Annotated in this window: 16 protein-coding genes; 14 read left to right on the top strand and 2 right to left on the bottom strand. The window is 52.3% G+C overall.

Annotation, left to right across the window (positions count from 1 at the left end; all coding sequences use genetic code 11):
- Positions 1-88: 88 nt before the first annotated feature.
- From ACYVG7_RS16555 to rpoS, 11 genes are all read left to right on the top strand, one after another.
- Entirely contained in the window at positions 89-1,726 is a 1,638-nt protein-coding gene (locus tag ACYVG7_RS16555; RefSeq protein ID WP_460884194.1) for a CTP synthase, read from the top strand.
- 93 nt (positions 1,727-1,819) lie between these two features.
- A complete protein-coding gene (gene eno / locus ACYVG7_RS16550) occupies positions 1,820-3,121 on the top strand; it encodes a phosphopyruvate hydratase (protein WP_460884193.1) in 1,302 nt (433 codons plus the stop codon).
- A gap of 99 nt (positions 3,122-3,220) precedes the next feature.
- Positions 3,221-3,538: a cell division protein FtsB gene (ftsB, locus tag ACYVG7_RS16545; protein WP_460884192.1), complete on the top strand. Its 318-nt coding sequence runs from the start codon at positions 3,221-3,223 to the stop codon at positions 3,536-3,538.
- 2 nt (positions 3,539-3,540) lie between these two features.
- Positions 3,541-4,224, top strand: coding sequence for a 2-C-methyl-D-erythritol 4-phosphate cytidylyltransferase (gene ispD / locus ACYVG7_RS16540; protein ID WP_460884210.1), 684 nt, complete (start codon positions 3,541-3,543; stop codon positions 4,222-4,224).
- Positions 4,221-4,697 carry a 2-C-methyl-D-erythritol 2,4-cyclodiphosphate synthase gene (gene ispF / locus ACYVG7_RS16535; protein WP_460884191.1) on the top strand — a complete coding sequence of 159 codons (477 nt, stop codon included), beginning with the start codon at positions 4,221-4,223 and terminating at the stop codon, positions 4,695-4,697. Before ispD ends, ispF begins: the two co-directional genes overlap by 4 nt.
- Entirely contained in the window at positions 4,694-5,737 is a 1,044-nt protein-coding gene (gene truD / locus ACYVG7_RS16530) for a tRNA pseudouridine(13) synthase TruD (RefSeq protein WP_460884190.1), read from the top strand. The genes ispF and truD overlap by 4 nt, the downstream gene beginning before the upstream one ends.
- The gene (gene surE, locus ACYVG7_RS16525; RefSeq protein ID WP_460884189.1) at positions 5,718-6,461 is read left to right on the top strand and encodes a 5'/3'-nucleotidase SurE; all 744 of its coding nucleotides are present in this window, start codon (positions 5,718-5,720) and stop codon (positions 6,459-6,461) included. The genes truD and surE overlap by 20 nt, the downstream gene beginning before the upstream one ends.
- Positions 6,462-6,467: 6 nt before the next feature.
- Positions 6,468-7,094, top strand: coding sequence for a protein-L-isoaspartate(D-aspartate) O-methyltransferase (locus tag ACYVG7_RS16520; RefSeq protein ID WP_460884188.1), 627 nt, complete (start codon positions 6,468-6,470; stop codon positions 7,092-7,094).
- Complete coding sequence (locus ACYVG7_RS16515; RefSeq protein WP_460884187.1) at positions 7,091-7,672, top strand: YqaA family protein; 582 nt, start codon at positions 7,091-7,093, stop codon at positions 7,670-7,672. The genes ACYVG7_RS16520 and ACYVG7_RS16515 overlap by 4 nt, the downstream gene beginning before the upstream one ends.
- Positions 7,673-7,764: 92 nt before the next feature.
- Positions 7,765-8,670: a peptidoglycan DD-metalloendopeptidase family protein gene (locus tag ACYVG7_RS16510; RefSeq protein ID WP_460884186.1), complete on the top strand. Its 906-nt coding sequence runs from the start codon at positions 7,765-7,767 to the stop codon at positions 8,668-8,670.
- Between the two features lie 43 nt (positions 8,671-8,713).
- Positions 8,714-9,691 carry an RNA polymerase sigma factor RpoS gene (gene rpoS, locus ACYVG7_RS16505; RefSeq protein ID WP_460884185.1) on the top strand — a complete coding sequence of 326 codons (978 nt, stop codon included), beginning with the start codon at positions 8,714-8,716 and terminating at the stop codon, positions 9,689-9,691.
- Between the two features lie 203 nt (positions 9,692-9,894).
- On the opposite strand, the gene mutS is transcribed toward rpoS, so the two are convergent.
- Entirely contained in the window at positions 9,895-12,456 is a 2,562-nt protein-coding gene (mutS, locus tag ACYVG7_RS16500; RefSeq protein ID WP_460884184.1) for a DNA mismatch repair protein MutS, read from the bottom strand.
- A gap of 202 nt (positions 12,457-12,658) precedes the next feature.
- On the opposite strand from mutS, the gene ACYVG7_RS16495 reads away from it, so the two are divergent.
- Positions 12,659-13,948, top strand: a complete 1,290-nt coding sequence (locus ACYVG7_RS16495) for a tyrosine-type recombinase/integrase (RefSeq protein WP_460884183.1) — start codon at positions 12,659-12,661, stop codon at positions 13,946-13,948.
- Positions 13,949-13,976: 28 nt separating this feature from the next.
- On the opposite strand, the gene ACYVG7_RS16490 is transcribed toward ACYVG7_RS16495, so the two are convergent.
- Entirely contained in the window at positions 13,977-14,990 is a 1,014-nt protein-coding gene (locus ACYVG7_RS16490) for a hypothetical protein (RefSeq protein WP_408862962.1), read from the bottom strand.
- A gap of 251 nt (positions 14,991-15,241) precedes the next feature.
- Here ACYVG7_RS16490 and ACYVG7_RS16485 point away from each other — a divergent pair, with 251 nt between their 5' ends.
- Both ACYVG7_RS16485 and ACYVG7_RS16480 read left to right on the top strand, forming a co-directional pair.
- Positions 15,242-15,418 carry a helix-turn-helix transcriptional regulator gene (locus ACYVG7_RS16485; protein ID WP_425306227.1) on the top strand — a complete coding sequence of 59 codons (177 nt, stop codon included), beginning with the start codon at positions 15,242-15,244 and terminating at the stop codon, positions 15,416-15,418.
- Between the two features lie 343 nt (positions 15,419-15,761).
- A complete protein-coding gene (locus ACYVG7_RS16480; protein WP_460884182.1) occupies positions 15,762-15,962 on the top strand; it encodes a hypothetical protein in 201 nt (66 codons plus the stop codon).
- The last annotated feature ends 79 nt before the right edge of the window (positions 15,963-16,041 follow it).

The following is a 16,041-nucleotide window of genomic DNA, read 5'->3' as shown; positions in this document are numbered from 1 at the left end:
GGGAGTGGTGCCTTTGCTATACTATGACCCCGTCTTGATACACCTCCGACACGCACCCGTGTAATTCCTAAACATCTTCAGGTTCAGCATGACGACTAAATATATTTTCGTGACAGGCGGGGTGGTTTCATCCTTGGGTAAGGGCATTGCAGCAGCCTCATTGGCGGCCATTCTGGAAGCCCGTGGCCTCAAGGTCACCATCATGAAGCTGGATCCTTACATCAACGTGGACCCGGGCACCATGAGTCCAATCCAGCACGGTGAAGTCTTCGTGACCGAAGACGGTGCCGAAACGGATCTGGATCTGGGCCACTATGAGCGGTTCATCCGTACCAAAATGAGTCGCCGCAATAACTTCACCACTGGCCGCGTGTATGCCGATGTGCTGCGCAAAGAGCGCCGTGGTGATTATCTGGGCGCGACTATTCAGGTCATCCCGCATATTACCAACGCCATCAAGGAGCGGGTGGTCGCCGGCGCCGAAGGTCAGGATGTGGCCATCGTCGAAGTCGGCGGTACCGTCGGCGACATCGAGTCCCTGCCATTCCTTGAAGCCATTCGCCAGCTGGCGGTGGATATCGGCCGCAACAACGCCCTGTTCATGCATTTGACCCTGGTTCCTTATCTGGCTGCCGCCGGAGAGGTGAAGACCAAGCCGACCCAGCACTCCGTGAAGGAGTTGCTCTCCATCGGTATCCAGCCGGATATTCTGATCTGTCGCTCTGACCGGACCATTCCGGCCAACGAACGCGCCAAGATTGCCCTGTTCTGTAACGTGCAGGAGCGGGCTGTGGTATCGCTCAAGGATGTGGACACCATCTACAAGATCCCGGCCATGCTGAAGGCTCAAGGTCTGGATCAGCTGGTGGTCGATCGCTTCGGTCTGAGTTGCGGTGAAGCGGATCTCTCCGAGTGGGAAAAGGTGATTTACCAACAGGCCAATGCCAGTGGTGAAGTGACCATCGGTATGGTTGGCAAATATGTCTCCCTGCCGGATGCCTACAAGTCGGTCAACGAAGCCCTCAAACATGGCGGTTTGAAGAACCACCTGAGCATCAATATCAAGTATATCGACTCCCAGGATGTCGAGACCAAGGGGACCGAAGTCCTGGCTGGGCTGGATGCGATCCTGGTTCCTGGCGGCTTTGGTGAGCGCGGTGTCGAAGGCAAGATCCTGGCCGCCAAATATGCCCGTGAGAACAAGATCCCTTACTTGGGTATCTGTCTGGGTATGCAGGTGGCGATGATCGAATTTGCCCGCAACGTGGCTGGCCTGGAAGGAGCTCACTCCAGTGAGTTCCGGAAGGACAGCCCTTATCCGATCGTGGGTCTCATCACCGAATGGATCAATGACGAAGGCAAGGTTGAGCAGCGTTCTGAAGGTTCGGATCTGGGCGGCACCATGCGTCTGGGCTCCCAGCTGTGCCACCTGGCGGATGGCTCCAAGGTTCGCGCCATGTATGGCAATGACTCCATCTACGAGCGCCATCGTCACCGCTATGAAGTGAACAATACCTTGCTGCCGAAAGTTGAAGCGGCCGGGTTGAAAGTGACTGGTCTGTCAGCTGACAAAAAACTGGTCGAAATCATCGAGATCCCGGATCACCCATGGTTCGTGGCGGTGCAGTTCCACCCGGAATTTACCTCCACGCCGCGGGATGGCCATCCGTTATTCGAAGGCTTCATTCGGGCGGCAGGTGAATACCAGAAACGTCACCTAAATTAAGTCGACAAAATCCGCGGCCGTGGGCATAGTTTCGCAGCCGCATTTTTTTGCAACTTTAGTGTTGTTTTATTTCAAACATCGAGGATCGATACAATGGCTAAGATCGTTAAAGTACTGGCTCGTGAAATCATTGACTCACGCGGTAACCCGACTGTAGAAGCCGAAGTTCACCTGGAAGGTGGTTTCGTTGGTATGGCTGCTGCTCCGTCTGGTGCCTCTACTGGTTCCCGTGAAGCTCTGGAACTGCGTGACGGAGACAAGTCTCGCTTCCTGGGCAAGGGCGTTCTGAAGGCAATCGGCGCTGTTAACGGCCCGATCGCTGCTGCTCTGGTTGGCAAAGATGCCAAGGACCAAGCTGCCATCGACCAAATCATGATCGATCTGGACGGTACTGAAAACAAATCCAACTTCGGCGCCAACGCGATTCTGGCTGTTTCCCTGGCCAACGCCAAGGCTGAAGCTGCTGCCCAAGGCATGCCGCTGTACGCCTGGATTGCTGAACTGAACGGTACTGCCGGTGTTTACTCCATGCCGTTGCCAATGATGAACATCATCAACGGTGGTGAGCACGCTGATAACAACGTCGACATCCAAGAGTTCATGATCCAGCCAGTTGGTGCCAAGACTCTGAAAGAAGCCGTCCGCATGGGCGCTGAAGTGTTCCACAACCTGGCCAAGGTTCTGAAGTCCAAGGGCTACAACACTGCTGTTGGTGACGAAGGTGGTTTCGCTCCTAACCTGAAGTCCAACGCTGAAGCTCTGGAAGTTATCGCTGAAGCCGTTGCTGCTGCCGGTTACAAGCTGGGCACCGACATCACCCTGGCCATGGACTGTGCTGCTTCCGAGTTCTACGACGCCGAGAAGAAAGAATACAACCTGAAGGGCGAAGGTCGTATCTTCACCTCTAACGGTTTCTCTGACTTCCTGGAAGACCTGACCACCAAGTTCCCGATCGTTTCTATCGAAGACGGCCTGGACGAATCTGATTGGGAAGGTTTCGCTTACCAGACTGAAAAGCTGGGTAAGAAGATCCAGATCGTGGGTGATGACCTGTTCGTAACCAACACCAAGATCCTGAAGCGTGGTATCGACAACGGTATCGCCAACTCCATCCTGATCAAGTTCAACCAGATCGGTTCTCTCACCGAAACCCTGGCTGCAATCAAGATGGCCAAGGATGCCGGTTACACTGCCGTTATCTCCCACCGTTCCGGTGAAACTGAAGACGCTACCATCGCTGACCTGGCTGTTGGTACCGCAGCTGGCCAAATCAAGACTGGCTCCATGAGCCGTTCTGACCGTGTTGCCAAGTACAACCAACTGATCCGTATCGAAGAAGCTTTGGGTGAGAAGGCTCCGTTCCGTGGTCTGAAGGAAGTGAAGGGTCAAGCTTAATCGCTGACGCACTTCGCGAAAGTACGCTAAGCCCCGCCAAACGGCGGGGCTTTCTTTTATGGCGTAATGTGGGAAACTATGCCGCCGGGAGGATCACCGATGCGACTATTTACCCTTGTTCTGATGCTGGTGTTGGGCGTACTGCAACAGCAACTCTGGTTTGGCAAGAATGGCTTGGTGGAATACCGCCAGACTTCGGACAATGTGCTGCGCCAGCAGGCTGATAACCAACAACTCAAAGAACGCAACGAGATGCTCTACAAAGAGATTGATGATCTCAAGAGCGGTCTGGAAGCCATCGAGGAGTTATCCCGCAACGATCTTGGCTTTATCAAGCCTGGAGAGACCTTCTATCGTATTTTGCCAAAAGATGGCAAAGCCAATAGCCTGCCCAGTTCCCTACCCAAGAGTGATTGATGATGCTGACTTTTACCGTTGTGGTTCCGGCTGCCGGTGTTGGCAGTCGCATGGGTGCGAGTTGCCCGAAGCAATACTTACCACTGGTCGGAAAGTTCCTGATTGAACATACCCTGGAGCGCCTGCTTGGCCACCCGCGCATCGAACGGGTGGTGGTGGCGATCGCCGCCGATGACGAATTCTTTGCCACTCTGCCGGTGGCTAGTCATCCGCGTATTCTCATCACTACGGGGGGCGCTGAGCGAGCTGACTCTGTACTGCAAGGGCTGGCTCTGGTCGAGAGCGATTGGGTGCTGGTTCACGATGCGGCCAGGCCCTGCATCACCCACCAGGATATTGATGCCTTGATCCATGCTGGACTGGCAGGAGATGGTGCCATCCTGGGCAACCGGGTGCGCGATACCATGAAACGCAGTGATGCCAGTGGCCGGATCCAGAAAACCGTCGATCGCAATCAGCTGTGGCATGCACTGACACCGCAGTTTTTCCGGACCCGGCAACTGGAAGCTGCCTTGCAGCAGGGGTTGAAGTCCGGTGCTGTTATTACCGACGAAGCGTCGGCCATGGAGTTGGCTGGCTGGCATCCCCTGATGGTGGAAGGGCGTGCCGATAATCTCAAGGTGACCCGTCCGGAGGATTTGGCCCTGGCCGCACTATTTCTCAGCCAACAGGAGGCAAGTGCATGATTCGTATTGGTCATGGCTTTGATGTACATAAATTCGGCGGTGAAGGTCCCTGCATGTTGGGTGGGGTTCCGGTGCCTTATGAGCAAGGGCTGCTGGCCCACTCCGATGGCGATGTGGTGTTGCATGCCGTGTCGGATGCCTTGCTCGGTGCGATTGCGGCCGGGGATATCGGTCGCCATTTTCCGGATAATGATATGGCCTATAAAGGTATCGACAGCCGCATTCTACTGCGGGACGTCTATGCCAAAGTACAAGCCGAAGGGTACCGTCTGGGAAATCTGGACGTCACTATCATCGCACAGGCGCCTAAAATGGCGCCTCATATTGAGGGTATGCGGGCTGTCATGGCTGCCGACCTTCAATCCACCATTCAACAGATCAACGTCAAGGCAACCACCAGTGAACAGCTGGGGTTTACCGGACGTAAAGAGGGCATAGCCGTGGAAGCAGTCGTATTGGTGGTACAAGCATGAGCTTGCCAGAATGGAATTATCTGCATGGGAAACCGCAACACTCGGCGCGTTTCAAACAGCAGCCGGAAGATTTTGTGGTCATTGAAGACATGGGCTTCGAACCGGACGGTGCCGGAGAGCATATCCTGGTCTACGTGCGCAAACGGAGTGAGAACACCGCCTGGGTTGCAGGCCTGCTGGCTAAAGCCGCGGGTGTGCAGCGCAGCGCTGTGACCTGGGGTGGATTGAAAGATCGCCATGCGGTCACCGAGCAGTGGTTTGGTATCCATGTGCCGGGCAAGGATGAGCCAGATTTAAGCTCGGTGGAAAGTGAGACTATCCAGATCCTCAAGCGCAGCCGCCATTCGCGCAAACTGCGTACCGGTACCCTCAAAGGTAATAATTTCCGCATTCTGCTGCGTGATCTGGCTCAGAGCCCGGAACTCGACGCGCGTTTGGCCGCGATTGGGGAACAGGGTGTCCCTAACTATTTCGGTGATCAGCGCTTTGGTCGGGGCGGTAATAACCTGGAAGCGGCCGAGTCGATGTTTCAGGGCAAGCGAATCAAGGATCGGGATAAGCGTTCACTTTTCCTATCCGCCGCTCGCAGCTATCTGTTTAACCACCTGGTAAGCGAACGCTTGCAAGCCGGATTATCCTGGACTCTGCTGGCCGGTGATTGTCTGATGCTGGCTGGTACCCACTCCTTCTTCAGTGAGCCGGAAGTTAGCGAAGCCTTGACTCAACGCCTGCAAGAGGGTGATTTGCAGCTCACGGCTCCCTTGTGGGGGCGTGGACGGGCTGGGTCTCAAGGGGATGCACTGGACTTTGAAACCGGCAAGCTGGAAGCCTTTGCCAGCTGGAAAGAGGGGCTGGAGGCCGCAGGCCTGAATCAGGAGCGTCGCCCCCTGATCCTGAAACCTGTGAACTGGAGCTGGCAGTGGCAAGAGGATGGCCTGGAACTGAGCTTCTGGCTTCCTGCTGGCTGTTATGCCACGAGCATCATCCGGGAGTTGGTGCTGGTCGATCAGGCGGATGGTCATGAAGATTCTGGTCAGTAATGACGACGGCGTTCATGCCGAAGGGATACTGGCACTGAGTGAGGCGCTGAGTGCCATCGCAGAGGTGGTGGTGGTGGCGCCGGATCGCAATCATAGCGGTGCGAGCCACTCGCTAACGCTGGAAAATCCGCTGCGCGTCGAGACCATGGCGCATAACGGCTTTATCGCTGTGAAAGGCACGCCAACTGATTGTGTACATCTGGCGGTGAATGAACTACTCAAGCCTGCGCCCGATTTAGTCGTTTCCGGTATCAATCACGGTGCAAATCTGGGCGATGATGTAATTTACTCGGGGACAGTGGCTGCCGCTACGGAAGGACGGCATCTGGGACTGCCCGCAATAGCGGTGTCCCTGGTGGGAGGCCAGCACTTTGCTTCGGCGGCTCATTACGCCCGACTGTTGGTTCAAGCACTCATGACGCAGCCGCTTCCGGCGGATCAGATCCTGAACGTCAATGTTCCCGATTTGCCGCTGGAACAGATTAAGGGCATGCGAGTTACCCGGTTGGGCTGCCGACATCCGGCAGAAGCCGTGATTGTGGAGCAGGATCCTCGTGGCCGACCGATTTACTGGATTGGCCCCCCCGGAGCAACGCAGGATGCGGGAGAGGGTACCGACTTTGCCGCCATTGAAGCCGGATATGTCTCGATTACGCCGTTACAGGTGGATATCACCGCCTATCGGCATCTAGCAGGTTTGCAAACGTGGATTGAGGGGCTGTGATTACTGTTGCGTAACAATGCGGTGCAACCACTCATCAAGCAGTTACTGAATCAGGGCATCCGTGATGAGCGGGTGCTGGCTGCTGTGGCGAATGTTCCCCGGGAAGCCTTTGTCGACGAGGCGTTTGCCCATCAGGCTTGGGAGAATATGGCGTTGCCGATCGGTTTTGGTCAGACCATCTCCCAGCCCTATATGGTTGCCCGGATGACCGAACAACTCTTGATGGTTCAGCCCACGACGGTGCTGGAGATTGGCACTGGATCCGGATACCAGACGGCAGTGCTGGCACAGTTGGTCGGCCATGTTTACACCGTGGAACGCATCAAGACGCTGCAATATCAGGCCAAGCGTCGCTTACAGCGGCTGGACCTGCACAATGTCTCCACCCGGCATGGTGACGGTTGGGCTGGATGGCCGACCAAGGCCCCTTTTGACGCCATCATTGTGACCGCGGCGGCCAGAATGGTTCCAGATGCCTTGATCCACCAGCTCCGGGATGGAGGGCGGCTGATTATTCCGGTCGGTGAGAGTCGGCAGGAGTTGTTGCTGATTGAAAAGTCGGGAATGAGAGTCCGCACCGAAGTCCTCGAAGCAGTGCGCTTTGTGCCCCTGGTGCACGGGGAACTGCTGTGAAGCTTTTTTCCCATCTCTACACCCGGATGATCCAATGGTCCCGACATCCCCGCGCGATCTGGTTTCTGGCGATCAATAGTTTTGTGGAGTCAGTCTTCTGGCCGATCCCGCCCGATGTCATGCTGGCGCCCATGTGCCTGGCTCAACCGCAACGCGCATGGCGTTATGCGCTGGTTGCTGCGCTCGCCTCGGCATTGGGAGGTCTGGCTGGCTATATTCTTGGCTTCTGGTTGTTCGAGACTGCTGTGTTGCCAGCCATTGAACTCTTGGGTTACCAGGAGAAGTTCGAATTGATCAAGTTATGGTTTGAACACTGGGATGTTTGGGTGGTTTTTCTGGCCGGTTTTTCACCCATCCCGTATAAATTGTTCACCGTGACGGCAGGTATGATGCAAATGGCGCTGTTGCCGTTTATGCTGGCGTCCATTATTTCGCGAAGTGCCCGTTTTTTTCTGGTCGCCGCACTCATGAGGTGGGGCGGAGCGCGCATGGAGCATAAACTGCGCCAGTACATCGATTGGATTGGTTGGTCCTGTGTGGTTGCGGCAATCGCCGCCTATTTGATATTCAAGGGTTGATGTTGCGAAGCGTAAGGATGATGCGAGTTCTAGCCACGATATTTTCTCTGATCCTGTTGGCGGCCTGTAGCAGTCAGGAGGCAGCAGCCCCTGTGCGTGACGCCGGTGGTCGTTCAGGAAAACAGGCATCTCATGGCGCGAAAAACGCGGCTGCAAATAACCAGCCCCTAGCCAAGAATCGCTACCGGGTAAAGGCCGGTGACACTCTGTATGCCATTGCCTGGATGTATGGTCTCGACTTTCAGGCTGTTGCGCGATTTAACGGCATCGAGCCCCCTTATGCCATCTATGCCGATCAGATCCTGAAGCTGGACCTCGATAACCCCAAAGCTGGGCGCTACGTGGTCAAACGTGGTGATAGCTTGTCCATGGTGGCACAAAATCATGGTACGACCATGATGGTTCTGGTGCGTCTGAACGATCTAAAGAAGCCGTACACCATCCACCCGGGACAGCTGTTGTTGCTTGGATCACAACCTGAATCGGTTGCATCCGGATCTTCTGTGGCGAAGCGTGATCCACGACAAAATAATGTACAAAACTCGAGCGGAGCTGTGACGCAGGGGCTTGCTGCCCCCGAGCGAAAGGAATACTCTCAAGCCAGAAGTACACAGAATTACAACAACTATTTAACTTGGCAATGGCCGACTCGCGGTCGAATTGTCCAAGGATTTTCGCTCTCTGAGCAGGGCAACAAAGGTTTAGACATAGCAGGAACTCGCGGCCAAGCCGTGGTTGCTGCCGCCTCTGGCAGGGTGGTCTACGCTGGAAGTGCTCTTCGAGGTTACGGAAACTTAATAATAATCAAGCACAACGAAGACTATCTGTCCGCTTATGCCCATAACGATGTATTGCGTGTGCAAGAGCAACAAGAAGTTAAAGCAGGTCAACGCATAGCCGATATGGGTAGCAGTGACTCTCAAGATGTGCGGCTACACTTTGAAATTCGCTATCGGGGTCAATCGATAAACCCGGTACGATTTCTTCCGAAACGATAAAGCCCTGAAGCGATTTATCTGACGGGTTGGGGGGGAACAACCTATGAGCGATATGGAACTCACTACAACTGAAAACGTTTTCGAGATCGACGAAGAACTAGAGTCAATAGAGAGTCTGGTGGATGTCGATGATGGCGACGATGCGGTGGCTGCCGAGACGGTTACTGCGGAAGTGCAGCGGGTCTCGATGGACGTTACCCAACTCTATTTAGGCGAAATCGGCTTTTCACCGCTGTTGACCGCAGAAGAAGAAGTTTTCTTTGCTCGGAAGGCACTGCGTGGTGATGCTGCAGCCCGCAAGCGCATGATTGAATCCAATCTGCGACTGGTGGTTAAAATTGCTCGTCGTTATAACAACCGGGGTCTGGCATTGCTGGATCTGGTGGAGGAGGGCAATCTGGGCCTGATCCGTGCGGTTGAAAAATTCGATCCCGAACGTGGCTTCCGCTTCTCGACCTATGCCACCTGGTGGATCCGCCAAACTATCGAACGTGCCATCATGAATCAGACGCGCACTATCCGTCTGCCGATCCATGTAGTCAAAGAGCTGAATGTCTATCTGCGCACGGCCCGTGAATTGGCACATCGACTGGATCATGAGCCGACCGCTGAAGAGATTGCCGCTGCGGTGGACCGTCCGGTGGAAGATGTGTCGCGCATGCTGAAACTGAACGAGAAGATCTGCTCGGTGGATTCACCCATTGGGGGTGATGGTGACAAGGCCCTGCTGGATATTCTCACCGACGAGCGGGGCATGGGACCTGAGCTGGAAACCCAGGATGATGACATGCGCGTCAGCGTGGTGCACTGGCTGGAACAGCTCAATGCCAAGCAACGCGAAGTTCTGGCTCGACGATTCGGTTTGCTGGGCTATGAGCCCGCGACTCTGGAAGACGTGGGTCGTGAGATTGGACTGACCCGGGAACGAGTTCGTCAAATCCAGGTGGAGGCATTGCGTCGGCTGCGGGATATTCTGACCCAGCAAGGTCTTTCTGTGGATGCGTTGTTCAATGGCGAATAATCGTAGTTGAGATGATAGAGCGGGGCCATCAGGCCCCGTTTTTATGGGCGAGATCCAGATAGCGACTTCTGGTCCTGGAGATAACATTGTGGCCCGTTTGCATTGTCGGGATTGCCAGCGCTTTGATGGGACAACGCGGATTTGCCGCTTTCATGGGCGGCATCCTCAGGCGATATGTTCTGCTTTCTTGCCGCGCGAGTCTGCTACAGCAGCTGCCGCAAACGATAGAGTGCATCCAAAGCCTGCCGTGGAGTCAGAGCGTCCGGATCCAGCGCCTTGAGGGCTAGAACCGCTTCGCACTCAATCGCGTCAAAGGAGTGAGGCTGAATAGTTGGGGCTATTTGGTCTGAAGAACGATGGCTCGATTGTTCCAATTCGTGCAACTTTTGCTTTGCCCGTTGAATGACGGTCTTGGGAACGCCCGCTAGGCTGGCGACCTGCAAGCCATAGGAGCGGTTGGCTGCACCCTCTTGTACGGCGTGCATAAACGCAATGCCATCCCCGTGTTCGACGGCGTCGAGATGGACGTTAGCCAATGCGGGTATCTGCTCTGGTAGCTGAGTCAACTCGAAATAGTGGGTCGCAAACAGGGTAAAGGCGCGGATTTTGCTCGCCAACTGTTCGGCACAAGCCCAGGCGAGCGACAGGCCATCATAGGTGCTGGTTCCACGGCCAATTTCATCCATCAGCACCAGACTCTGCTCCGTGGCGTTGTGCAGTATGTTCGCGGTTTCTGTCATCTCGACCATGAAGGTGGAGCGACCAGAGGCCAGATCATCCGAGGCGCCGATGCGGGTGAAGATCCGATCGATGTTCCCGATGTGGGCGTTATCTGCCGGCACGAAAGAGCCGATATGTGCCATCAATACAATCAGTGCTGTCTGTCGCATATAGGTGGATTTACCGCCCATATTTGGTCCTGTGATGATCAGCATGCGCCGCTGGTCATGCAAGTCCACCGGATTGGCAATAAACGGCTCGCTCAGCACCTGTTCCACCACCGGATGACGTCCATTCTCGATGCGGATCTCGGTACTATCCGTCATGTGCGGACGGGTATAATTCAGGGTCTGCGCTCGTTCGGCCAGATTATTCAGTACATCAAGCTCGGCTACAGCGGCGGCCGATTGCTGCAACTCCGCTAGGTGGGGTAGCAGTAGGTCCAGCAGCGCTTCGTAGAGTTGCTTTTCCAATGCAAGAGCACGACTTTGCGCAGTCAGCGCCTTATCTTCATAGGCCTTTAATTCCGGAATGATATAGCGCTCGTTATTCTTCAGGGTTTGACGGCGAACATAGTCAGCAGGAACCAGATGGGCATTGGCCTTGGTCACCTCGATGTAGAAACCATGTACCTTGTTGTAGTCCACTTTCAGGGTGTTGATGCCGGTGCGCTCTCGTTCGCGTAATTCCAGTTGCTGCAGATATTCGGTGGCGCCAGCGGCCAGGGCGCGGAGCTCATCCAGCTCGGGGTGATAACCCGGGGCCATGACACCGCCATCTCGGATCACCACGGGCGGGGTTTCGACAATCGCGGCTTCGAGCAGGCTGCACAGTTCTGGGAAGGTGGAGGCCCGTTCCGCCAGCAGTTGCAATGCCTCGCTAGTGCTGTTTCGGAGCAGAGTTTGCAGCGTCGGAAGTTGCTGGAATGCATGGCGCAGGCGACTCAGATCCCGGGGGCGAGCAGAGCGGAGCGCCAGCCGGGCCAACACCCGCTCCATATCGCCAATCTGGCGCAGCAGTGGTTGTAATTCGCAGGCCATATTCTGAGTCAGCAGCTCGGCGATGATCTGCTGGCGATTGCTGATAATCGGGCGATTGCGCACCGGCTGATGGATCCATCGCTTGAGTAGACGGCTGCCCATCGGGGTTGCGGTGGCATCCAGAATTTCCGCCAGAGTATTTTCCAGACCACCGGCCAGATTTTGCGTCAGCTCCAGATTTCGGCGGGTGGCGGCATCGAGCACTATCATATGCTCGGTCTGCTCCAACCGTATGGCGCGGATATGGGGCAGGGCGGTGCGTTGGGTATCCTTGACGTATTGCATCAGGCAACCCGCCGCACACAGCGCCGTGGTAGCCTGCTCGACGCCAAAGCCGACTAGATCCCGGGTCCCGAACTGCTGGCACAATAGATGCCGGGCGGTACCCAGCTCGAACTCCCACTCGGCGCGGCGACGAAGTCCTTTACGCTGACCCAATAATGACAAGTAAGCAAACGACTCAGGATAGAGCAACTCGACCGGATCGAGACGCTGCAACTCGGCCAGTAGCGTTTCTTCGGCTGGAAACTGGTTGATACTAAAACGCCCTGAGCTGATATCCAGCACCGCCAGTCCGAAGCGCTGTCCATCGTGATAGAGAGCGCCGATTAGGTTGTCGCGACGCTCGCTCAGCAACGCCTCATCGGTGACGGTACCCGGGGTGACAATTCGCACTACTTGGCGCTCGACCGGGCCCTTGCTCAATGCCGGATCGCCGATCTGCTCGCAGATTGCCACCGACTCGCCGAGCTGTACCAGCTTGGCCAGATAGCCTTCTACCGCATGATAGGGTACCCCAGCCATAGGGATAGGATTGCCCGCCGACTGACCGCGTTTGGTCAGGGAAATATCCAGTAATTGGGATGCCTTGCGCGCATCCTCGTAGAACAGCTCGTAAAAATCCCCCATCCGATAAAACAGAAGGATCTCTGGATGCTGGGCCTTCAAGCCCAAGTACTGCTGCATCATTGGGGTGTGTTGCTCGATATTTCTGTTGTTCATCAAGCCTTTAACCTTTTAAATGTTCTATAAATCAATCGATTGCGTTCTTGATGACGACTCACCATGTGTCTGATTGTCTCAAGCTATCTCGCTGCATCCTAACAATAAGCGTAGGTCAAAGCGTAGGTTGTTGATGGTTTCTGGTGCGTAAACACGATAACCTACGCTTCATGTAAGAGTGATTCAGTTTACTGAGGAGTACGGCATGTCGGGGCGTCAGAATAGCAAACCGCTTTCTTACAAAGCAATTGAAGCCATGAAGCCGGGAGACAAGGATAAAGCTGATATCGGTGAGTATCGAGGCTTGCGTGTCAGCTGTGGTCGAACCGGCAAAAAAAGCTTCTACTATCGCTATAACGATCCAGCAAATCCTCGCAAGCAAAAGCAGATAACGCTGGGGGTATTTCCGATTCTTACGCTTGAACAAGCCCGGATCCGGCTCAAAGAGCTCAAGCTGATGCGTCACCAAGGTCTGTGTCCTGCAACGGAGTTGGCAACCGAGCAACAGATCCAGAAGGCTCAGGCGGTTGAGGCCATCGACACCAAGCCATTTACAGTACGAGATGTCATAGAGCTGTATCTTGGTGAGTACATCGAGGATCACTGGTCCTCGACTGGGGAGTTAATCCCTGGGGCGAGGAAACCGAAAGGACAGGCTGAAGCACGACGTACTCTTTGCACCGATGTATATCGAGATTTGGGGGATATAGAGGCGATTCAGATTTCGGCCCAAGATGTCAGCAATCTGGTGTTGAAAATCGTTGGACGTGGGGCCAATGTTCAGGCGGGAAACGTACTACGTGAGCTGGGTTCTGCTTATGACTACGCGATTGGCTCGGGCCGGTTGCCAGATGATTTCGTCAACCCAACGATCAATGCCAAGAAGAAGCTCAAAATGACGAGGCTTCGCCTGACCAGCCAGAAGGCAACCCGAGTTTTCGATGATGAAGAGTTACGACGATTTTTGCAGTGGCTACCCGACTCAGCATATCCACTAGGCCAACAGCATGTCCTCAGACTGACGCTATGGACCGGTTGCCGTACTGGAGAAATTTGTGGTTTATATTGGAATCAAGTTGATCTGGATAAAGGAACTATTCATTTAAAAGAAACAAAGACCGATGTCGATCGATATGTCCAACTGTCTAATCAAGCAATTTCATTTTTAAAAGCACTGAGATTGGAAACAGAGGATTGTTTATTTCCATCTAGAACTACGAACGAGCCAATTCAGCAAAAGGCTTTGACAACAAGCGGATGGATCCTAAGGCAAAGCGGACAGATGATAGATCTGCCAACTTGGACGCCACACGATCTGCGACGGACTGTGAGAACCGGTTTGGCCCGTCTAAGTTGCCCTACCGATATAGCGGAGGCGATATTAGGCCATAGCCAAAAAGGGATACAGGGGACGTATAACCTGCATCGCTACAATGACGAATGTAAAGTATGGCTGCAAAAATGGGCGGACCACTTAGATAGCTTAATGGTTTAGTATCAAAGATAAGGCAGAATTAACTGCCTTATTTGATTGCATCTTGGAATCTTTTATATTCATTTTTAATTGCCATTTCTACAAAAGCATTTCTTGATATCCCCGTGGTGTCGCACACATCCTTTAAGAGGCTCTTGATGCTCGGGGGTAAAATGAAATTGAATTGTATATTTTCCTTGTTCTTTTCTCTGGTTTTGAATTGACTCCATGATTTTTTTAATCTCATGACTGTTAACGTCGCTTTGTCTGGGTTGAAGGCTGTTAAAATGTCGAAATAGGATATGAAGCTCTTTAATGTTTGCCCCGATTTATGATCGAGCAACCATTCGCAAGCCAAAGTTGAGTCAATAAACTCTCTTTTAATTATCCATGCGATTAACTTCTTTCTGTCTTTCTCTTTCCTTAGCCAAGGGATTATTGCATTCGCGTTTTCAATAAAAAACCATTTTGTTTTTATTTTGTCGATTAGATTTATTTTACTTTGAATATTTCCATCCATTAGTAGTAAATATTTTTTGAATTCAATAATGGCATCATGTGGTCTTTTGAAGTTTTTGGTGGAAATGCGTAGCGGAGTGAATTGAGAAAGGAATAAATCATTGTTGTAGTCATTCTGAGTGTTTGCGGGTGTGATTGCTATATGGGAAATTATGGATTGTATAAATAGCGACTGTCTTGTGTTGTTGTTTTGAAGCCATAAGTAATTTATTTCACGTATCTCGTTTTCTGTAAATGACTCAACTAGCGCGGTAAATATTTCGGCGCATTCAATTTTTGCATCGAGCGTAATATAGTAAATAAGTTTTTGCTGTAGGATGGGTGATATTTCATCTTTCTGTGCTTGTATTTTTTTTACCCCTTGCAACAGCAAGCGTTGTTTTTTTGTTTTTTCTATTGAGAGATTAATATCTAGATTAAGGCATCTTATTATTGAAAAATCAAGGAAATCATCATTGTCCATGTATTCATCGAGCAAATCAGGCTTGGTTAGTGATGTTTTTAATTTGATGTAGATCTCGCTAGTTGTGATTTCTTTAATCATTTATAGTGGAATTCCAGTAGTCAAGTAGTGGTCTTATAGTCAGTCTGTAGTCGTTATTGCGTCAATGGTTTTGGTGTCTCCATGTGGATTACATCGCATTCCATGGTGAGGGTAACGTGATTTCGTTCCCAATTTTCTTGATGATTAGAGCTATCTTCTGTTTGTTGTTTAGCAGTTCGATGCCTATTGGTTTGGTTGTGATTTTTTTACGTGCACCACCTGTGTTATGAGTTAATAACGCGAGGTGCATCATGGAATTAATGAAACTGACGGACGTAATTAGAGAAACCAGATTATCCAGAGCAACCATCTATCGGTTAATCGCAAAAGGTAACTTTCCAAAACAGATCCATCTTTCTGAACGAGCGACTGCGTGGTTGAGAAATGAAGTCATGGATTGGATTAAACAGATGGCTGATGCTCGATAAGTGAAGTTGTTAGCGTGCTGCTTGAAAAGATTGCGTCTGATTTTTAACTGCCTTTTCATAATTTCGCTTTTTATAAAAAGTGGATAATTTCAGAGTTTGTTTTCTGAGGTGATTGGTATTTTCTCATCGGTGTAGGTGTTGTTTTTATCTGAATTATGCTGTTTTAGTCCTAAATAAATGTAGGGGGAGGTAATATAAGGCATGTTCTATCTATGTTTATATCCATCTTTAAATGTAACTACACATCTGCTTTAACTCATTCCACTAAACAAACATCCAAGTTCATGTCGCCCGTAGATAGGCGACTCAAACCTTTTGTAACAATAATGATTGGACTAAATAAATGAATGACGTCATTACCCTGTCAGGGGTAGAGCTATTGGCTTTGGGGAAAGAAGCCCGTCAGCGTTATAGTTATATGGATTATGAAATAATTTATAAACTAGAAGAGGTGATAAGAAATTCGCTGAGCGATTATTCGTCTATCTTTGCGGTTAGAGTGGATTTGCGATTCACCGATCCGGAAATCGGTTGTCCTGAGTAACCGTTCACCGGCCCCGGCTTGACTAAGCCGAGGTCAGGTTGAATACGTCAGGATAAGGCTGGCCCGTCATGACCGCTGT

This window comes from Pseudaeromonas pectinilytica, assembly GCF_054780855.1.
This window is presented reverse-complemented; position numbering and strand designations above follow the sequence as displayed.